At 71.0% G+C, this 17,032-nt stretch carries 16 protein-coding genes and 2 tRNA genes; 11 read left to right on the forward strand and 7 right to left on the reverse strand.

The window, feature by feature from the left end:
* Window positions 1–34: 34 nt before the first annotated feature.
* Both ligA and ACFQPD_RS13450 read left to right on the forward strand, forming a co-directional pair.
* A complete protein-coding gene (gene ligA / locus ACFQPD_RS13445) occupies window positions 35–2,137 on the forward strand; it encodes an NAD-dependent DNA ligase LigA (protein WP_385901276.1) in 2,103 nt (700 codons plus the stop codon).
* Window positions 2,138–2,145: 8 nt separating this feature from the next.
* A complete protein-coding gene (locus ACFQPD_RS13450) occupies window positions 2,146–2,595 on the forward strand; it encodes a ribose-5-phosphate isomerase (RefSeq protein WP_385901279.1) in 450 nt (149 codons plus the stop codon).
* Here ACFQPD_RS13450 and ACFQPD_RS13455 read toward each other — a convergent pair.
* Entirely contained in the window at window positions 2,592–2,738 is a 147-nt protein-coding gene (locus ACFQPD_RS13455) for a hypothetical protein (protein WP_385901280.1), read from the reverse strand. The genes ACFQPD_RS13450 and ACFQPD_RS13455 overlap by 4 nt on opposite strands.
* 33 nt (window positions 2,739–2,771) lie before the next feature.
* Here ACFQPD_RS13455 and ACFQPD_RS13460 point away from each other — a divergent pair, with 33 nt between their 5' ends.
* From ACFQPD_RS13460 to ACFQPD_RS13475, 4 genes are read left to right on the forward strand one after another with little or no spacing between them, the layout of a single operon-like run.
* A complete protein-coding gene (locus tag ACFQPD_RS13460) occupies window positions 2,772–3,590 on the forward strand; it encodes an Fpg/Nei family DNA glycosylase (RefSeq protein WP_385901282.1) in 819 nt (272 codons plus the stop codon).
* A gap of 10 nt (window positions 3,591–3,600) precedes the next feature.
* Window positions 3,601–4,317: an HAD family hydrolase gene (locus ACFQPD_RS13465; RefSeq protein ID WP_385901284.1), complete on the forward strand. Its 717-nt coding sequence runs from the start codon at window positions 3,601–3,603 to the stop codon at window positions 4,315–4,317.
* Window positions 4,314–6,833, forward strand: a complete 2,520-nt coding sequence (locus ACFQPD_RS13470; protein ID WP_385901285.1) for a glycoside hydrolase family 65 protein — start codon at window positions 4,314–4,316, stop codon at window positions 6,831–6,833. Before ACFQPD_RS13465 ends, ACFQPD_RS13470 begins: the two co-directional genes overlap by 4 nt.
* Window positions 6,833–8,125 carry a hypothetical protein gene (locus tag ACFQPD_RS13475; protein ID WP_385901287.1) on the forward strand — a complete coding sequence of 431 codons (1,293 nt, stop codon included), beginning with the start codon at window positions 6,833–6,835 and terminating at the stop codon, window positions 8,123–8,125. The genes ACFQPD_RS13470 and ACFQPD_RS13475 overlap by 1 nt, the downstream gene beginning before the upstream one ends.
* A 3-nt stretch (window positions 8,126–8,128) precedes the next feature.
* On the opposite strand, the gene ACFQPD_RS13480 is transcribed toward ACFQPD_RS13475, so the two are convergent.
* The 6 genes from ACFQPD_RS13480 to ACFQPD_RS13505 all read right to left on the reverse strand — a co-directional run bounded on the left by ACFQPD_RS13480 (window position 8,129) and on the right by ACFQPD_RS13505 (window position 11,152).
* Window positions 8,129–8,479, reverse strand: coding sequence for an L-rhamnose mutarotase (locus ACFQPD_RS13480; RefSeq protein WP_385901288.1), 351 nt, complete (start codon window positions 8,477–8,479; stop codon window positions 8,129–8,131).
* A 33-nt stretch (window positions 8,480–8,512) separates the two neighbouring features.
* Window positions 8,513–8,588 (reverse strand) — tRNA-Pro (locus ACFQPD_RS13485).
* A gap of 56 nt (window positions 8,589–8,644) precedes the next feature.
* Window positions 8,645–8,715, reverse strand: a tRNA-Gly gene (locus ACFQPD_RS13490).
* 59 nt (window positions 8,716–8,774) lie between these two features.
* Window positions 8,775–9,920 carry a type II toxin-antitoxin system HipA family toxin gene (locus tag ACFQPD_RS13495; RefSeq protein ID WP_385901289.1) on the reverse strand — a complete coding sequence of 382 codons (1,146 nt, stop codon included), beginning with the start codon at window positions 9,918–9,920 and terminating at the stop codon, window positions 8,775–8,777.
* Window positions 9,917–10,111: a helix-turn-helix domain-containing protein gene (locus ACFQPD_RS13500; protein WP_068751015.1), complete on the reverse strand. Its 195-nt coding sequence runs from the start codon at window positions 10,109–10,111 to the stop codon at window positions 9,917–9,919. The genes ACFQPD_RS13495 and ACFQPD_RS13500 overlap by 4 nt, the downstream gene beginning before the upstream one ends.
* Before the next feature lie 162 nt (window positions 10,112–10,273).
* Window positions 10,274–11,152 (reverse strand): patatin family protein, encoded by an 879-nt coding sequence (locus tag ACFQPD_RS13505; RefSeq protein WP_385901360.1) that lies wholly within the window; start codon window positions 11,150–11,152, stop codon window positions 10,274–10,276.
* Window positions 11,153–11,282: 130 nt separating this feature from the next.
* Here ACFQPD_RS13505 and tig point away from each other — a divergent pair, with 130 nt between their 5' ends.
* From tig to ACFQPD_RS13530, 5 genes are all read left to right on the forward strand, one after another.
* Window positions 11,283–12,677: a trigger factor gene (gene tig, locus ACFQPD_RS13510; protein WP_385901291.1), complete on the forward strand. Its 1,395-nt coding sequence runs from the start codon at window positions 11,283–11,285 to the stop codon at window positions 12,675–12,677.
* A gap of 158 nt (window positions 12,678–12,835) precedes the next feature.
* On the forward strand, window positions 12,836–13,432 hold the full coding sequence (locus tag ACFQPD_RS13515; RefSeq protein ID WP_068751127.1) for an ATP-dependent Clp protease proteolytic subunit: 597 nt from the start codon (window positions 12,836–12,838) through the stop codon (window positions 13,430–13,432).
* Window positions 13,432–14,073 (forward strand): ATP-dependent Clp protease proteolytic subunit, encoded by a 642-nt coding sequence (locus tag ACFQPD_RS13520; protein WP_228383430.1) that lies wholly within the window; start codon window positions 13,432–13,434, stop codon window positions 14,071–14,073. Before ACFQPD_RS13515 ends, ACFQPD_RS13520 begins: the two co-directional genes overlap by 1 nt.
* Before the next feature lie 138 nt (window positions 14,074–14,211).
* The gene (gene clpX / locus ACFQPD_RS13525; protein ID WP_385901293.1) at window positions 14,212–15,492 is read left to right on the forward strand and encodes an ATP-dependent Clp protease ATP-binding subunit ClpX; all 1,281 of its coding nucleotides are present in this window, start codon (window positions 14,212–14,214) and stop codon (window positions 15,490–15,492) included.
* Window positions 15,493–15,511: 19 nt separating this feature from the next.
* Window positions 15,512–17,023 carry an ATP-dependent DNA ligase gene (locus ACFQPD_RS13530; protein ID WP_385901294.1) on the forward strand — a complete coding sequence of 504 codons (1,512 nt, stop codon included), beginning with the start codon at window positions 15,512–15,514 and terminating at the stop codon, window positions 17,021–17,023.
* Window positions 17,024–17,032 lie beyond the last annotated feature (9 nt).

Below are 17,032 nucleotides of genomic sequence, written 5' to 3' on the forward strand. Positions count from 1 at the left end.
TCAGGGCCGGATGGCGTGTGGAACGATGGGCGCCATGAGCGAGCACGACGAGGCCGAGTCCGGGGTGACCTCGCCCGAGCTGAGGCGGCGCTGGACCGAACTCAATCAACTCCTGGCCGAGGCGCAGGAGGCCTATTACGGCGCCGCGGCGCCGACGCTGTCGGACGCCGAGTACGACGAGGCCATGCGCGAGCTCGAGGCGCTGGAGGCCGCGCACCCCTCCCTCGTGACGCCCGACTCCGTGACCCAGCGGGTCGGGGCGGCGCGGGTCACCGACTTCCGGCCCGTCGAGCACCGCCGGCGCATGATGAGCCTGGACAACGTATTCTCCGACGACGAGCTCGCGGCCTGGCTCGCCAGGACCCCGGCCGAGCGCTACCTGTGCGAGCTCAAGATTGACGGCCTGGCGGTCAACCTGCTGTACCTCGACGGGCGGCTCGCGGTCGCCGCCACCCGCGGCGACGGTCGCGTCGGCGAGGACATCACCCCGAACGTCCTCACGCTGCAGGGGGTGCCGCACCGGCTGCGCGGCGAGGCCCCGGCGGTGCTGGAGGTGCGCGGCGAGGTGTTCTTCCCCGTCGCGGGCTTCGAGGACCTCAACGCCGCCCTGGTCGCCGCGGGCAAGGCGCCCTTCGCCAACCCCCGCAACGCCGCCGCCGGCTCGCTGCGGCAGAAGAATCCCGAGGTGACCGCGGCCCGGCCGCTGCGCATGCTCGTCCACGGCGTCGGCGCCGTCGAGGGCGTCGAGTTCGGGTCGCAGAGCGAGGCCTACGCGCGCATGCGCGAGTGGGGACTGCCCGTCCCCGACACGTTCGTCGTCGTGGCCGGCGCCGACGACGTGACCGCGTTCGTGCGCCACCACGGCGACCACCGCCACGACCTCAGCCACGAGATCGACGGCATCGTCATCAAGGTCGACGACCTGGACGAGCAGGAGCGCCTCGGCGCCACGTCGCGGGCCCCGCGCTGGGCCATCGCGTACAAGTACCCGCCGGAAGAGGTCAACACCAAGCTCCTCGACATCCGCGTCAACGTCGGCCGCACCGGGCGCGTCACGCCCTACGGCGTGATGGAGCCGGTGTTCGTCAGCGGCTCCACCGTCGAGATGGCCACGCTGCACAACGCCTACGAGGTGAAGCGCAAGGGCGTGCTCATCGGCGACACCGTCGTGCTGCGCAAGGCCGGCGACGTCATCCCCGAGATCGTCGCGCCGGTCGTCGCGCTCCGCGACGGCACCGAGCGGGCCTTCGTCATGCCCACCCACTGCCCGTCCTGCGGGACCGAACTGCGGCCCGAGAAGGAGGGCGACAAGGACATCCGCTGCCCCAACGCCCGGACCTGCCCCAGCCAGCTGCGGGAGCGGCTCTTCGCGCTGGCGTCACGCGGGGCGTTCGACATCGAGGCGCTGGGCTGGGAGGGTGCCGGCGAACTGTTGTCACGGGGGCTGTTGACCGACGAGGGGGCGCTGTTCGGCCTCACCGCCGACGACCTGCTCCGCACCGAGCTCTACACCCGCCAGGCGAAGCCCGCCGAACTCGCCGACCCGCCGGCCACCGGCATCCGGGACGGGCGTGTGCTGTCGCGGCAGGGGGAGAACCTGCTGGCCAACCTCGCCTCCGTGAGGACGCAGCCGCTGTGGCGCGTGCTGGTGGCGCTGTCCATCCGGCACGTCGGACCCACGGCGGCGCGCTCGCTGGCGGCCCGGTTCGGTTCGCTCGACGCCATCCGCGCCGCCTCCGTCGAGGACCTCGCCTCCGCCGACGGTGTGGGCCAGGTGATCGCCGAGTCCATCCAGGCCTGGTTCGACGTGGACTGGCACCGCGACATCGTCGACGCCTGGGCAGCGGCGGGCGTGCGGATGGCCGACGACGTCGACGAATCGGCCCCGCGAACGCTGGAAGGGATCACGGTCGTGGTGACCGGCTCGCTACAGGGCTTCAGCCGCGACAAGGCGAAGGAGGCCATCCTGTCGCGCGGAGGCAAGGCCGCGGGGTCGGTCAGCCGGAAGACCGACTTCGTCGTCGTGGGGGAGAACGCCGGCTCGAAGGCGGCGAAGGCCGAGGAGCTGGGGCTGCGGATCCTCGACGAGTCCGGGTTCGAGGCTCTCTTGGCCAGGGGGCCGGCCGGGGTGGAATAGTTGCCCCCATGCGTGTCCACATTGCCACCGACCATGCGGCCTTCGAGCTGAAGAACCACCTCGTCGACCGCCTCCGCGCCGCCGGCTACGACGTCGTCGACCACGGCGCCCACACGTACGAGGCGCTCGATGACTATCCGCCGCTGATCATCCCCTGCGCGGAGGCCGTGGCCGGGGAACCCGGGGCGCTCGGCATCGTCCTGGGCGGTTCCGGCAACGGCGAGCAGATCGCGGCGAACAAGGTGCGGGGAGTCCGCGCCGCCCTGGCCTGCAAGCCGGAGTTGGCCGAGCTCGCCCGCCAGCACAACGACGCCAACATCGTGGCCCTCGGCGGCCGGATGCAGTCATTCGACGAGGCCCACGCCATCGTCGAGACGTTCCTCACGACACCCTTCTCCGGCGACGAGCGGCACCAGCGCCGCATCGACCAGATCGCCGCGTACGAGGCGCACGCCTAGGTCCTCCAGGGCGCGGCGGGCGGGCGCCGCTCGTCGCGCGGCGCGGTGCGACGGGGGAGCAGCCGGGCGCGGATGGCGCGCGCCCGGTCCACGAGGCCGGACACCCCGTCGCGGCCGAACTCCCGCGGATGCTCCTCAGTCATGAGGGTATGGTAGCCCCGGGCTAGTCTGGGGCGATGCCCGAGGGTCACGTCATCCATCGCCTCGCCGACGCCCTGACGGGGACCTTCGGCGGTCGCCCGGTCTCGGTCACGTCCCCGCAGGGGCGTTTCGACGCCGCCCCACTCGACGGCGCCGTGCTCGAACGGGGTGAGGCGGTCGGCAAGCACCTGTTCGTCGACTTCGCCACCGGTGACGTCGTGCACATCCATCTCGGCCTCATCGGCGAGCTCCACCTCGAGCCGTTCGCCCCTCCCCGGGGCCAGGTGCGGCTGCGGATCCATGACGAGGTGACCGCCGCCGACCTGCGCGGTCCCCAGTGGTGCCGCACCATCACCCCCGACGAGCGCGACGCCGTCGTCGCGGCCAGCGGACCCGACCCGCTGCGTCCGGACGCCGACCCCGCAAAGGGATACGCCCGCCTGCGCCGCTCGTCGAAGTCGCTCGCGGCCCTCCTCATGGACCAGCGGGTGGCCGCGGGCGTGGGCAACATCTTCCGGGCGGAGGTGCTGTACCGGCACCGCCTCAACCCCGACGTCCCCGGCAACCGTGTCGACCAGCGCACCTGGGACCTCATCTGGACGGACCTGGTGGGCCTCATGGCGTACGCGGTGGAGCACGGCCGCATCGACACCGTCCGTGTCGAGCACGGCCCCGAGGCCCAGGGCCGCGACGCGCGGGTCGACCGCCACGGCGGCGAGGTGTACGTCTACCGCCGGGCCGGTCAGCCGTGCCTGGTGTGCGGCGCCGCGGTGCGGACCCGCGTGGTCGAGGGACGCAACCTCTACTGGTGTCCTCGGTGCCAACGCCGGTCGCGGGCCGCCGCGCAGGTCTAGGCTCGTCCGCATGGAGTGGGGCGCGTACACCGCGGTGCTGTTCGATCTCGACGGGGTGCTCACCCCGACCGCCGAGGTCCATATGAAGGCGTGGAGCGAGATGTTCAACGGCTACCTCGCGGGCCTGCCCGGGCAGGAGCCGTACGGCGACGCGGACTACTTCGCCTACGTCGACGGCAAGCCCCGCTACGACGGCGTCCGCGACTTCCTGGCCTCGCGCGGCATCCTCCTGCCGGAGGGCGCACCCGACGACGACCCGGGCCTCGAGACGGTCTGCGGTCTCGGGAACCGCAAGAACGCCACCTTCACCCACATCGTCGCCCGCGACGGGGTGACCCCCTACGCGGGGTCCGTGGCGCTCGTCGAGCAGCTGGCGGCCGACGGCCACCGGCTCGCCGTCGTGTCCTCCTCGCGCAACGCCCGGCCGGTGCTCGAGGCCGCCGGGCTGGCCGGCCACTTCCCCGTCGTCGTCGACGGGGTGCTCGCGAAGGCCGAGGGGCTGGCCGGCAAGCCCGCCCCCGACACGTTCCTCCGCGCCGCCCAGCTGCTGGGCGCGCCGCCGGCGAAGGCGGTCGTGGTCGAGGACGCCATCTCGGGCGTCGCCGCGGGCGCGGCGGGGGGCTTCGGGCTGGTGATCGGGGTTGACCGGGGCGTGGGGGCCGAGGCGCTGCGCATCGCCGGCGCCCACGTCGTCGTGTCCGACCTGGCGGAGGTGGCGGCGCGATGATCCGCGACATCACGGGCGACCCCATGGACCGGGACCGCTTCCCGGTCGACACCTGGCGGCTCGTCGAGACCGAGCCGGGCGAGGACCACGGCCTCACCGAGACCCTCTTCGCGGTCGCGAACGGCCACATCGGGATCCGCGGCACGACGGAGGAGGGCCGGCCCAGCCACTCGCCGGGCACCTTCGTCAACGGCTTCCACGAGACGTGGCCGATCAAGCACGCCGAGGAGGCCTACGGCTTCGCCCGGACCGGACAGACGATCGTCAACGTCCCCGACACCACGCTGCTCAAGGTCTACGTCGACGACGAACCCTTCGTGATCTCCGTGGCCGACCTACAGTCCTACGAGCGCGCCGTCGACTTCCGCCGCGGCCGCCTCACCCGCTCGCTGGTGTGGCGCACGCCGGCCGGGAAGCGCGTGCGGATCCGGTCCTCGCGCATGGTCTCCTTCACCGACCGCCACGTCGTGCTCCACGAGCTGGAGGTGACGGTGCTCTCCGGCGGCGGGGCCCCCGTCGTGGTCAACTCCCTCATCGTCAACAGGCAGGACGGCTACACCGACTATCGGCGCCCGGCGGCGGCCGGAGAGGGCTGGGATCCGCGCCGCTCGTCGACGTTCAACGGCCGCGTGCTGCTGCCCCAGCTGCACTGGGAGCACGACCCCCGCATGGTGCTGACCTACCAGACCGCACGCTCGGGCATGACGCTGGCGGTGGGAGCCGACCACGCCGTCGAGACCGACAATCCCGTCGAGATCCTGTCGTCCACGCAGGAGGACATCGGCAAGTACGTCTTCCGCGTCGAGGCGGCGGAGGGCGTCCCCATCACGGTGCGCAAGGCGGTGGCCATCCACACGTCCCGCGGCGTGCCCGCCGAGGAGCTGTCCGACCGGTGCCGCCGGACGCTGGACCGCGTCCGCGACAAGGGATTCGAGTACTACCACGCCGAGCAGGAGGCCTGGCTGGACGCCTTCTGGCGGGACTCCGACGTCGTCATCGACGGCGACCCCGCCGTCCAGCAGGCGGTCCGGTGGTGCCTGTTCCAGTTGGCGCAGGCCGCCGCCCGCAGCGACCAACTGGGAATCGCCGCCAAGGGCGTGACGGGCTCCGGCTACGAGGGCCAGTACTTCTGGGACACCGAGATCTACGTGGTGCCGTTCCTCATCTACACCTCGCCGAGGGTGGCGCGCAACGTCCTGCGGTTCCGGGTCAACCTCCTGCCCCGGGCGCGGGAGCGGGCGGCCGTGCTGTCCCAGAGGGGCGCCCTGTTCCCGTGGCGGACCATCAGCGGTGAGGAGGCCTCGGCGTACTACGCCGCCGGCACCGCGCAGTACCACATCGACGCGGACGTGGCCTACGCCTTCGCCAAGTACGGCGACCTGACGGGCGACACCGGGTTCATGCACCGCGACGGCGTCGAGGTGCTGATCGAGACCGCCCGCATGTGGGCCGACCTCGGGTTCTGGCGGCAGGACGCCGACGGCACGGACCAGTTCCACATCCACGGCGTGACCGGCCCCGACGAGTACACCACCGTCGTCAACAACAACATGTTCACCAACGTCATGGCCCGGGCCAACCTGCGGGCCGCGGCGACGCTGGTGCGCGAGATGGCCACGGCAGATGCGGAGGTCTACCGCAGGCTCGCCGCGCGGCTGAATCTCGACCCGGCCGAGGTCGACGAGTGGGAGGCCTGCGCCGACGGGATGGTCGTCCTGTTCGACGAGACCTTCGGCATCCACCCGCAGGACGCCCAGTTCCTCGCCTCCGAGCTGTGGGACCTCGAGAACACCCCGGATGAGAACCGGCCCCTGCTGCTCCACTACCACCCGCTGGTCATCTACCGCTTCCAGGTGCTCAAGCAGGCCGACGTCGTGCTGGCGCTCTTCCTGCAGGGCGACCAGTTCACCCCGGCGCAGAAGCGCGCCGACTTCGAGTACTACGACCCGATCACCACGGGCGACTCCACCCTGTCGGGCGTGGTGCAGTCCGTGGTCGCCGCCGAGGTGGGCTACCAGGACATGGCCATGCGCTACTTCCTGTCGGGCCTGTTCGTGGACCTGGCCGACCTGCACGGAAACGCGCGCGACGGTGTGCACATCGCCTCGACGGGAGGCGTCTGGACGGCTCTGGTCTACGGGTTCGGCGGCCTGCGCGACCACGGGGGGCGCATCACGTTCGATCCCCGGCTGCCGGACCAGTGGGACAGCCTCCGGTTCCCCCTGCAGATCCGCGGCTCCCGGGTCAGGGTCCACCTGGAGCGCACCGCCATCACTTTCGAGATCGAAGACGGCGGCCCCGTGGCGGTGAGCGTGCGCGGCCAGGACCTGACGGTGGAGCCCGGTGCGCCCCTGCGGGTCGCGCTGGACGGCCAGGGTCCCAGGCTCGCCTCGTTGCACGGCCGGCACCCGGTGCTGGGCGCCAACCGGGAGGACGGGTCGATCGTGCGGGCCGTGGTCCCCGGCGCGCAGGCCGAGGATCCGGACGGCCCGACAGTGCTGGGAGGACCGCTCTGATGGTGACCGAACTCACCGGGGCCGTCCAGGAAACGTTCGAGTCGCGCCCGACGGCGCGGGGCTTCGAGCTGTGGGGCGAGGGGCGCCTGCGCCGACTCACCGTCGAGTTCGGCGAGGGCTGGGGCCACCCCCGGCCTGCCGAGGACCTCGCGGGGGTCGACGTCGACCACGAGGCCGGCGTCGTCGCCCGGGTGCGGGTGCGCTCCGGGCAGCGCGTGCGCCTGGAGGTGTCGCTGGAGTCGGTGACCGAGGACATCGTCGCGGTGCCGGCGCCCGTGCTGCGGGTCGAGGGCCAACGGGAGCCCGTGTCGTGGCTGGCGGGCGCGTCTGGCGAGATCGTCCTGCCGGCGCCGGACGGCCCGGGCATGCTGACGCTGCGCCGCGGCCTGTGTGCCCCGGGCGAGGGCCTCGGCGAGGCCGTCCTGTTCGAGGACCCCGCGCTGCTGCGCCCGCGACAACTGGTGTCGGCCGCCTGGACGTACGAGGCCATGACCGGCGAGGAACTCGAGGTGCCCGTCGAGCAGACCTGGCTGCCGTGGATGCGGCACGTCCCGGTGGGCGACGTCGTCGAGTTCAGCGTCCCGGACGGCACTGTCACGGTCGAGGAGGGCGCCGACCTGGCCGAGGCGGAGGGGGAGTTCATGGTCACGCCCAGGCCCGGGCTCGAGCGGGTCGGGGTGTGGGGGCCCGGCGGCCGGACCGAGGTCGAGGTCGGCGCGTTCCGTGACCTGGCTGTCCTCCGCGGCGAGTTGATGGCCGGTGGCCCCCACACCGACGTCTGGGCCTACGTCGCCGTGCGGCACATGCTCGACTCCTGGACGTCGGAGGATCTGCTCGACGCGGTCGACCGCGTCATCGGCGACTACCAGGACCGCCCCACCGCGTGGGCCGCAGCCACCGCGATCCTGGCTCATCGGCTCGGTCTGCCCGTCGAGCGGGAGGCGTCGGCCGCCGCGGCCGCGGTCCTGGCGCGTCCGACGAAACTCGACGGCATCCTGCTCGCGCTGCACGGCCTGACGCCGGTCGATGTCGCGGGCGGCGGGTGGCCCATCGGGGACTTCGACGAGGTCGGCCGCTCGGCGTTCACGGCGATCGGCTTCGGGCGGATCAGCACCGACGACCGGCCGCTGCGAGGCAGCGACGTGGCGCTCGCCAAGCTGTACGCGGCGGGGCTGGGGGAGTCGGAGCGCGGCATCCGGCTGGCCGCCTATGCGCAGGCCGCCGAGAACCGGCTCCTGTGCCTGCTGTCGGCGGCGCCGAACCCGGTCGACGTCGCCTGGTTGTCGATCTGAGGGTCAGTCCTCGAGCGCGGCGAGCTGGTCCTCGAGGTTGAAGACTTCCTGCAGCAGCACGAAGCCCTCGTCGGGGGCGACGTCGAGGTCGACGAAGAACTCGCCCATCTCGGCCTGCCAGCGCGCGTTGACCTCCGTCGCCGCCATCGACGCCTGGGCCGCGGCGAGGTCGTCGGACTCGACGTAGCCGATGAGCAGGCCGTCGGGGCGCATGAACAGCGAGTAGTTGTGCCAGCCGGAGGCCTTGAGCGCGCGGAGCATGTCCGGCCAGACGGCCGCGTGGCGCTCCTTGTACTCCTCGATGCGGTCCGGCTTGACCTGGAGCTCGAAGCAGTAGCGGCGGCGCTGGGACATGGGGGGCCTTTCGTGTCTGGACGCGTCGGTGCGTGGTCGGGGCGACAGGACTCGAACCTGCGGTCTCCTGCTCCCAAAGCAGGCGCGCTAGCCACTACGCTACGCCCCGATAGTGAGACCGGAGCCCTTGCCGAACATGCGTCTGACAAGGGCTCCGGCGCCTCGAGCGGATGACGGGAATCGAACCCGCGTAGCTAGTTTGGAAGACTAGGGCTCTACCATTGAGCTACATCCGCAGAACCGCCGACGAGTGTATCAGCCCTGGCGAGGGGCCGCGATCCACGCGACGGCGTCCTCAGGTCCCGGCATCGCGCCGCCGTCGGGCTAGCTGCCGCCGCAGCGTGCGGACGGCCATGTCGTCGAAGGGCAGCGTGCCTCCGGCGAGGTCCTCGTCGAGCCCCTCAGTGGCGCGGAGTGCGATCTGCAGAGCCCGTTCGGCCACGGGGAGGGGCAGCCCGATGTCTGTGCCGAACGCCAGAAGGTGCCGGCGGATGAGTCCGTCGCTCCGGCCGCCGATGGTCAGCGCCGTGGTGTGATCCCCGTAGGGGAGCGTGCTGAGCACATCGTAGATGGGCGCGATGCGCCATTCGCCGCTGGGATCCTGGCGGACGGCCAGGTTCTTCGCGTGCAGGTCGCCGTTGCCGATCAGCCATGAGAAGACCACCTGCAGGTACACACTGCGCAGCGCCGCCTGAGGGGCGGCGCACACCGCCGCCAGGGCGAGAGCGACGTCCTCCGTGCTGAGCAGGTACTTGTCGGCGGGATAGCGGCCCATCACCTGGCAGGCATCTTCGACGGCGACCCTCTCCGGCACCCGGTCGAAGCGCCGCACGAGGAGTCCGGAGAGCCCTCGGGCATCGGTGACGAGGCGCGCCTCGGCCACTGGCAGCCTCAGCCGGCGGGCGAGCCGGAGGAAGTACGCCTCGTTCTCGACGGCGTAGGGATAGTCGGGGGGTGTGAGCTTCACGAAGGCCGGGGCCCCGTCCACACCGGCGCCGGGAAGGGCGATCATCCCCGAGGACAGCTTGTCCTGGGCTCCCGGGATGGACACCCGATCGATTCCGTGCGTTCTGAGGAGCGCCGCGAAATCCAGCGTCGCCCCCGGGGCGATGACCGGCTCGGCCGGAACCGGCGCCGTCCCGGACGGCAGCACCTGAACGTCTCCCACCGTGTCCGAGCCGACGGCAAGCAGGAGGCTCAACTCGTCGTCCGCTGACGTCTTGACCGCACGCAGCAGCGCCGAGAGACGGCGTCCCTCCGGGAGGAGGTTGGTGAAGTAGGGCGGCAGTGTGCGGCCGGGGCGGTCGACCACCGTGCCCAGTGGGAGGGTGAGTGCGACTGGAGGGCCGCTATAAGCCGCCAGATACTCGAACCTTGTGTCCGCTCCGACCGCGGTGAGTCGGCCCGCCAGGGTCCCGGCCTTGTAGACGTCCGCGCTCATCGCTGCACGGTTGCGGTGAGTCGCAGGCCCAGGGCCGCCAGGAGCGCTTCCGCCTTGTCGAGTCGGACGGATCGTTTGCCGGCCTCGACATCGCGGACGAACCGCTCCGAGACGCCTGCCATGTCAGCTGCATCGAGTTGGGTGAGGCCGAGCGTTCTCCGGCGCTCGGTGACGACCGCGGCGAGATCCATCAATGGTCACTGCCCCCTCCTCCGGCGCGATCGTGCCGGTTGGATCCAGTAGAGCATGCGCCGGCGATGAAGTCCAGCTATTCCGGCGAGATCGTGCCGGAATCGCCCTTGTGGGGCGGCTACAGCCGGGCGGGGGTGTGCGTTCGGCGCGATCGTGCCGAATCAGAGGCCGACGAATCGCCGGATCGCGGGAAGCTCCCGCTCCGCCTGGGCGCGCCCGGCCTGGAACACCGAGCGCAGCACCGGCACCCGGCGCTCAGAGTTGCGGATGGGCATGAGATCAGGGAAGACGAGGTAGGCGCGGCCCGCGCGCTCGAGTTCGAGCAGCTCGTCGACGGTCCGGTTGTAGTTGGCGGGCCGCTGCAGGATGCCGCGGGCGACCGCCGGGTAGCGACGGAAGAGGGCGCGGTGTGCCACCGGGAACCTGGCCGGCGGCTTGCGGTAGCCGCGCTCCCGGGTCATCACCACGATGAAGCGGTCGTACCCATCGGCCCGCGCCGCGTCAAGGGCGAAACCGCCGGTCGGACCCAGGGCGCCGTCGCAGTAGTCGACGCCGTCGATGGTGGTCAGCGGCATGAGCAGCGGCATCGTCGACGACGCGCGCACCCGCTTCATCAGCGCCTGCATGTCCGCCAGGTCGTCGCGGCCCCAGTAGACCATCTCGCCGTCGCTGCACCGGAAGCCGCCGATGCGCACCTGGGCCGGGTTGCCGGTGAAGGCGTCGAAGTCCAGCGGCAGCACCTGGTGAGGCAGCGACGTCTGCTCGTAGATCCACTCCGCGTTGAACACGCCCTTGCCGGCGAGCCACGTCCGCCAGTCGCCGAACTCGGGGTGCGCCGCGAAATCCACGAACGACCGCTCCGCCCGCTCGGCGTCCCGCGCCACGTAGTTGACCGTGCAGCTCGAGCCCGCCGAGATGCCACCGACCCAGTCGCAGTGGATGCCCGCCTCGAGCAGGACCGCCAGCACGCCTGAGGAGTAGGCGGCCCGCATGCCGCCGCCCTCGAAGATGAGCGCAGTGTCGGTCACGGTGCTGGTCATCTCGGTCACGCGGGCCACTCTAGGACGGCCGTGGCGCAGGCCGGCGGAGGGGTCGGGCCCGCCGATTGGTCGCCCGCCCGATGACCGATAGACTCGCCGGTGATTCATGTCCAACTTCAGGAGTCCATTCGTGCCCAGCACCGCTGAGAAGCTCAACCCGACGCGGGTGAAGCTCACCGTCGAGATCCCCTTCGCCGATCTCAAGCCGTACCTCGACAAGGCCTACAAGGAGATCGCCGAGTCGGTCAACATCCCCGGATTCCGGAAGGGGAAGGTGCCCGCCGCCGTCATCGACCAGCGCTTCGGTCGCGGGGTCGTGCTGCAGGAGGCCATCAACGAGGCCGTGCCCAACGCCTACAACGCGGCGGTCACCGAGCACAAGATCGTGCCGATGGCGCAGCCCGAGGTCGAGGTCACGAAGCTTGAGGACAACGAACTCGTCGAGTTCACCGCCGAGGTCGACGTCCGCCCCGAGGTGACCCTGCCCGACTTCGCCGCCATCACGGCCACCGTCGACAACGCGGGCGACGTCGACGCTCTCGTCGAGGAGCGAATCGAGCTGCTCCGCGAGCGCTTCGCCACCACCACCGAGGTCGAGCGGGCCGCGGCCGAGGGCGATGTCCTGACCCTCGACCTCGAGGCCAAGCAGGACGGCGAGACGCTGCCCGACGCGACCGCCGATGGCATCACCTACAAGGTGGGCCAGGACCAGAACATGCTCGAGGGCCTCGACGAGGCCGTCACGGGCCTGAAGGCCGGCGAGTCCGCCACCTTCACCTCGACTCTGGTGGGCGGCCAGTTCCGCGGCCAGGAGGCCGAGATCACCGTGACCGTGCAGAAGGTCTCGGAACAGAAGCTCCCCGAGGTCGATGACGAGTTCGCCCAGCTGATCTCCGAGTTCGACACGGTCGAGGAGATGAAGGAGGACCTGCGCAAGGGTGCCGAACAGCAGGTCAAGACCGACCAGCTCGCCGACGCCCGCGACAAGGTTCTCGAGGCCGTCATCGAGCAGGTCGAGGTCCCGCTTCCGGAGTCGGTGCTGTCGCGCGAGCTCGAGGCGCGTCGCGGTGAGGTGCAGCGTCAGCTGGCCTCCGGCGGCCTCACCGTCGCCGACTACCTCGCCAACGCCGAGGACGAGGAGGCGGAGACCGAGGAGGAGTTCTGGGCCACGATCGACACCCGCTCGGAGCAGGCGCTCAAGGCGCAGGTCGTCCTCGACGTCTACGCCGACGAGCACTCCATCGACGTGTCGCAGCAGGAGCTCACCGAGCTGATCTTCCGCAAGGCTCAGCAGAACCGCACGAGCCCGCAGGACGAGATCAACCACATGTTGGAGCACAACCACATGCCGGAGTGGATGCAGGAGATCCGCCGCGGCAAGGCTCTGGCCGCCATCTGCGCCGACGCCAAGGTCACCGACGCCGACGGCAACGCCGTCGACACCTCGCTGGCCGTGGACCCCATCGAGGCGGCCGACGAGGTCACCGCGGAGGAGCAGGCCGAGGAGAACGAGACCGACGCCTGAGTGTCCCTCGTAGCCCCTGACGTCGCGAATCGCCGCCCGGATCACCGGGCGGCGATTCGTCGTTGAGACAGCCGTCGGCGAACACCGCCCCACCCGCTTGGGTGGCGGCGGTTTGCCGGTAGGTTAGTGGGGTGAACAACACTTCGAACGACATCCGAATGGCGGGGCCCGGCGGCTCCGGCCTCGGCCTGACCGACAACGTCTACGCGTCCCTGCTGGCCAACCGGATCATCTTCCTCGGGTCGGAGGTGCGCGACGAGAACGCCAACGCGATCTGCGCGCAGATGCTGCTGCTGAACGCGGAGGACCCCCACAAGGACATCTTCCTCTACATCAACTCCCCGGGCGGCTCCGTCGATTCCGGCATGGCGATCTTCGACACCATGCAGTGGATCAGCAACGACGTCGCCACGGTCGCGATGGGCCTGGCCGCGTCGATGGGGCAGTTCCTGCTGTCCGCAGGCACGCCCGGCAAGCGGTTCGCGCTGCCGCACAGCCGCATCATGATGCACCAGCCGTCCGGCGGCCTCGGCGGCACGGCCTCCGACATCCGCATCCAGGCCGAGCAGTCCCTGCACATCAAGAAGACGATGGCCGAGCTCATCGCCAAGCACACCGGACAAACCATCGACCAGATCGAGGCGGACTCGGACCGTGACCGGTGGTTCACCGCGGAGCAGGCTCTCGAGTACGGGTTCATCGATCACGTGTTCGAGCGCGCCGCGCAGATCAAGACGGAGGCCCCGAACCAGTGATGAGCACCCTGCCCGAGGGCGTCGCCCGGCCCGGAATGGACATGAACTACTACATCCCGCAGTGGGAGGAGCGCACCAGCTACGGCGTGCGGCGCGTCGACCCCTACACCAAGCTGTTCGAGGACCGCATCATCTTCCTCGGCACCCCCATCAACGACGACGTGGCCAACGCCGTCATGGCCCAGCTGCTGTGCCTGCAGTCGATGGACGCGGATCGGCAGATCTCGATCTACATCAACTCGCCCGGTGGCTCCTTCACGGCGCTGACCGCCATCTACGACACCATGCGCTACATCAAGCCGGACATCCAGACGGTGTGCCTGGGCCAGGCCGCCTCCGCGGCCGCCGTCCTGCTGGCTGCCGGCACCAAGGGGAAGCGGCTCGCCCTGCCGAACTCGCGGATCCTCATCCACCAGCCGGCCACCGAGGGCGGCTACGGCCAGTCCTCTGACCTGGAGATCCAGGCCAGGGAGATCCTGCGGATCCGCGCCCTGATGGAGAACATGCTGGCCGCCGACACCGGTCAGGACCTCGCCAAGGTCAGCAAGGACATCGAGCGCGACAAGTACCTGACCGCGCAGGAGGCGGTCGAGTACGGCATCGTCGACGACATCCTGCCGTCGCTGAAGGACCTGGGCTGACCTCCCGTCCGTGGGGCGGCGTCATCCGGCGCAGCCCCACGGATCCGGGTTGGTGTGTCGCCCGTGAGGGCGGCGCGGCGCGGGTAGGGTGGGGCTCTGACAGAGCCCACGCACGAGACAACGAAGGAGGTGGGCGACGTGGCACGCATCGGCGAGTCCAGTGACCTGTTCAAGTGCAACTTCTGCGGCAAGAGCCAGAAGCAGGTCAAGAAGCTCATCGCCGGCCCCGGCGTCTACATCTGTGACGAGTGCATCGGGTTGTGCAACGAGATCATCGAGGAGGAGTTCCCCCAGCCGACCGACACCGGCCTCGGCGCGGAGCTGCCCAAGCCCCGCGAGATCCGCGACTTCCTCGACACCTACGTCATCGGCCAGGACTCGGCGAAGAAGACGCTGTCGGTGGCCGTCTACAACCACTACAAGCGCATCCAGGCGCAGCAGGGCAGCCACGGCCGCCGCGCCGAACACGACGACGTGGAGGTGGGCAAGTCCAACATCCTCCTGATCGGCCCCACGGGCTGTGGGAAGACCTACCTCGCACAGACGCTCGCACGGATGCTCAACGTGCCGTTCGCGATGGCGGACGCCACCGCGCTCACCGAGGCGGGGTACGTCGGCGAGGACGTGGAGAACATCCTGCTCAAGCTGATCCAGGCGGCGGACTTCGACATCGCCAAGGCGGAGACCGGCATCATCTACATCGACGAGATCGACAAGGTGGCGCGGAAGTCCGAGAACCCGTCGATCACGCGCGACGTGTCCGGTGAGGGCGTGCAGCAGGCGCTGTTGAAGATCCTCGAGGGCACTGTCGCGTCCGTGCCGCCGCAGGGCGGCCGCAAGCACCCGCATCAGGACTTCCTGCAGATCGACACGACCAAGGTGCTGTTCATCGTCGGCGGCGCCTTCTCGGGCCTTGAGGAGATCATCAACCAGCGGATCGGCAAGCGTCCGCTCGGGTTCAACAACTCGACGGAGGCGCGCGCCCCCAAGGGCGAGCCGTTCGCGGCCGTGCGCCCCGAGGACCTCCACAAGTTCGGCCTCATCCCCGAGTTCATCGGCCGCCTGCCCATGATCACGTCGGTGTCGCCGCTGGACCGCGAGGCGCTGGTCCGGATCCTCGTCGAGCCCCGCAACGCCCTGGTGCGGCAGTTCCAGAAGCTCTTCGAACTCGACGGTGTCCAACTGGAGTTCACCGACGAGGCCATCGAGGCGATCGCGGAACTCGCACTGGTGCGCGGCACCGGCGCCCGCGGCCTGCGCGCCATCCTCGAGGAGCTGCTGCTCGACGTCATGTTCGAGGTGCCCTCCGAGGAGGACGTGGCACAGGTGCTCGTCACCCGCGACGCCGTCGAGGGACTCGCCGCGCCCACCATGGTGCCGCGAGCCAAGCTCGCCCGCCGCCGCGACATGTCCGCCTGACCCACTCCGGGCGCGGGCCATGCTGTTCAGCGAACTGGTCGCCGTCTCCGGGGCCGTCGCGGCCACGCGGTCCCGGCTGGAGAAGCGCCGCCTCCTTGCGGGCGCGCTGCGGTCCGCCTCCGCTGACGAGGCGGAGGTCGTCGCCACGTATCTCTCCGGTCGGGTGCGGCAGCGGCGGACCGGCGTCGGATGGCGCGGCCTGGCCGATCTGCCCGCCCCGGCGGCCGCCCCGTCGTTGACGCCTCTCGAGATCGACGCCACGTTGGAGCGGCTCTCCCTCCTCGCCGGGTCCGGCTCCCAGGGCGAACGCGCCCGCGAGGTCACGGCGCTGTTCGCGCGCGCCACCGGCGCCGAGCAGGACGCCCTGCGCGGGCTCATCACCGGGGAACTGCGCCAGGGGGCACTCGACTCCCTCCTGCTGGACGCCGTCGCCGAGGCTGCCGCCGTGCCGGTCGAACTGGTGCGGCGGGCCGCGATGTTCTCGGCGCCGACCGGTCCCGTCGCGGCCGCGGCGCTCCGGGGCGGCGCTGACGCGCTGGCGGCGTTCCGGCTCGAGGTCGGCAGGCCGGTGCGGCCGATGCTCGCGGCGTCGGCCCCGGATGTGGCAGCCGCCATGGACCAGAGCGACGGCGAGGTCTGCGTCGACGGCAAGATCGACGGCATCCGCATCCAGGTCCACCGCCGGGGCGACGACGTGACGGTCTTCACCCGATCGCTGGACGACATCACCGAGCGGCTCCCGGAAGTCGTCGACGTCGCCAGGAGCCTGGGGCCCCTGCGGCTCGTCCTCGACGGCGAGGCCATCGCCCTCGACGCGACCGGCCGTCCCCGGCCGGTCCAGGAGACGGGCTCGCGGACCATGAGCCGCGACGCCACCGCACTGCGCGCCACCGTGCCGCTCACGCCGATGTTCTTCGACGTCCTCCACGTCGACGGCCGGGACCTCATCGACGAGCCGGCCCGCGTCCGCGCCGCCGAACTCTCGCGGATCGTGCCGCCGGAGGCCGTGGCACCCCGGCTCCTCACGGCAGACGCCGGCGAGGCCGCGGCGTTCTTCGACCGGATGATCGCACTCGGCCACGAGGGCGTCGTGATCAAGGACCTGGCCGCCCCGTACGACGCCGGCCGCCGCGGCTCCGCCTGGGTCAAGGTCAAGCCGCGGCACACCCTGGACCTCGTGGTGCTGGCCGTCGAGTGGGGCAGCGGCCGACGCTCCGGCCTCCTGTCCAACATCCACCTCGGGGCCCGCGACGGCGACGGCTTCTCGATGTTGGGCAAGACCTTCAAGGGGATGTCCGACGAGATGCTCACCTGGCAGACCGCCCGCTTCCTGGAGCTGGCGACGGGCCGGGAGGGCCACGTCGTGCACGTCCGGCCCGAGCAGGTGGTCGAGGTGGCCTTCGACGGCGTCCAGCGGTCGCGCCGGTATCCGGGCGGCGTCGCGCTGCGGTTCGCGCGCGTGCTGCGCTACCGCGACGACAAGACGGCGGCCGAGGCCGACACCCTCGAGGCGGTCCGGGCCCTCGCGTAGCCGGTATCG

Source organism: Tessaracoccus sp. O5.2 (genome assembly GCF_964266725.1).
Classification (GTDB): domain Bacteria; phylum Actinomycetota; class Actinomycetes; order Propionibacteriales; family Propionibacteriaceae; genus Arachnia; species Arachnia lapidicapta.

What these genes read in the sequence shown, in the direction of transcription:
- ACFQPD_RS13465 (WP_385901284.1), top strand. Translation starts at nt 3,601, where the DNA reads ATGGAGTGGGGCGCGTACACCGCGGTGCTGTTCGATCTCGACGGGGTG.
- ACFQPD_RS13515 (WP_068751127.1), top strand. Translation starts at nt 12,836, where the DNA reads ATGGCGGGGCCCGGCGGCTCCGGCCTCGGCCTGACCGACAACGTCTAC.
- ACFQPD_RS13475 (WP_385901287.1), top strand. Translation starts at nt 6,833, where the DNA reads ATGGTGACCGAACTCACCGGGGCCGTCCAGGAAACGTTCGAGTCGCGC.
- ligA (WP_385901276.1), top strand. Translation starts at nt 35, where the DNA reads ATGAGCGAGCACGACGAGGCCGAGTCCGGGGTGACCTCGCCCGAGCTG.
- ACFQPD_RS13480 (WP_385901288.1), bottom strand. Translation starts at nt 8,479, where the DNA reads ATGTCCCAGCGCCGCCGCTACTGCTTCGAGCTCCAGGTCAAGCCGGAC.
- ACFQPD_RS13455 (WP_385901280.1), bottom strand. Translation starts at nt 2,738, where the DNA reads ATGACTGAGGAGCATCCGCGGGAGTTCGGCCGCGACGGGGTGTCCGGC.
- ACFQPD_RS13530 (WP_385901294.1), top strand. Translation starts at nt 15,512, where the DNA reads ATGCTGTTCAGCGAACTGGTCGCCGTCTCCGGGGCCGTCGCGGCCACG.
- ACFQPD_RS13495 (WP_385901289.1), bottom strand. Translation starts at nt 9,920, where the DNA reads ATGAGCGCGGACGTCTACAAGGCCGGGACCCTGGCGGGCCGACTCACC.
- ACFQPD_RS13470 (WP_385901285.1), top strand. Translation starts at nt 4,314, where the DNA reads ATGATCCGCGACATCACGGGCGACCCCATGGACCGGGACCGCTTCCCG.
- ACFQPD_RS13450 (WP_385901279.1), top strand. Translation starts at nt 2,146, where the DNA reads ATGCGTGTCCACATTGCCACCGACCATGCGGCCTTCGAGCTGAAGAAC.
- ACFQPD_RS13520 (WP_228383430.1), top strand. Translation starts at nt 13,432, where the DNA reads ATGAGCACCCTGCCCGAGGGCGTCGCCCGGCCCGGAATGGACATGAAC.
- ACFQPD_RS13460 (WP_385901282.1), top strand. Translation starts at nt 2,772, where the DNA reads ATGCCCGAGGGTCACGTCATCCATCGCCTCGCCGACGCCCTGACGGGG.
- ACFQPD_RS13500 (WP_068751015.1), bottom strand. Translation starts at nt 10,111, where the DNA reads ATGGATCTCGCCGCGGTCGTCACCGAGCGCCGGAGAACGCTCGGCCTC.
- ACFQPD_RS13505 (WP_385901360.1), bottom strand. Translation starts at nt 11,152, where the DNA reads ATGACCAGCACCGTGACCGACACTGCGCTCATCTTCGAGGGCGGCGGC.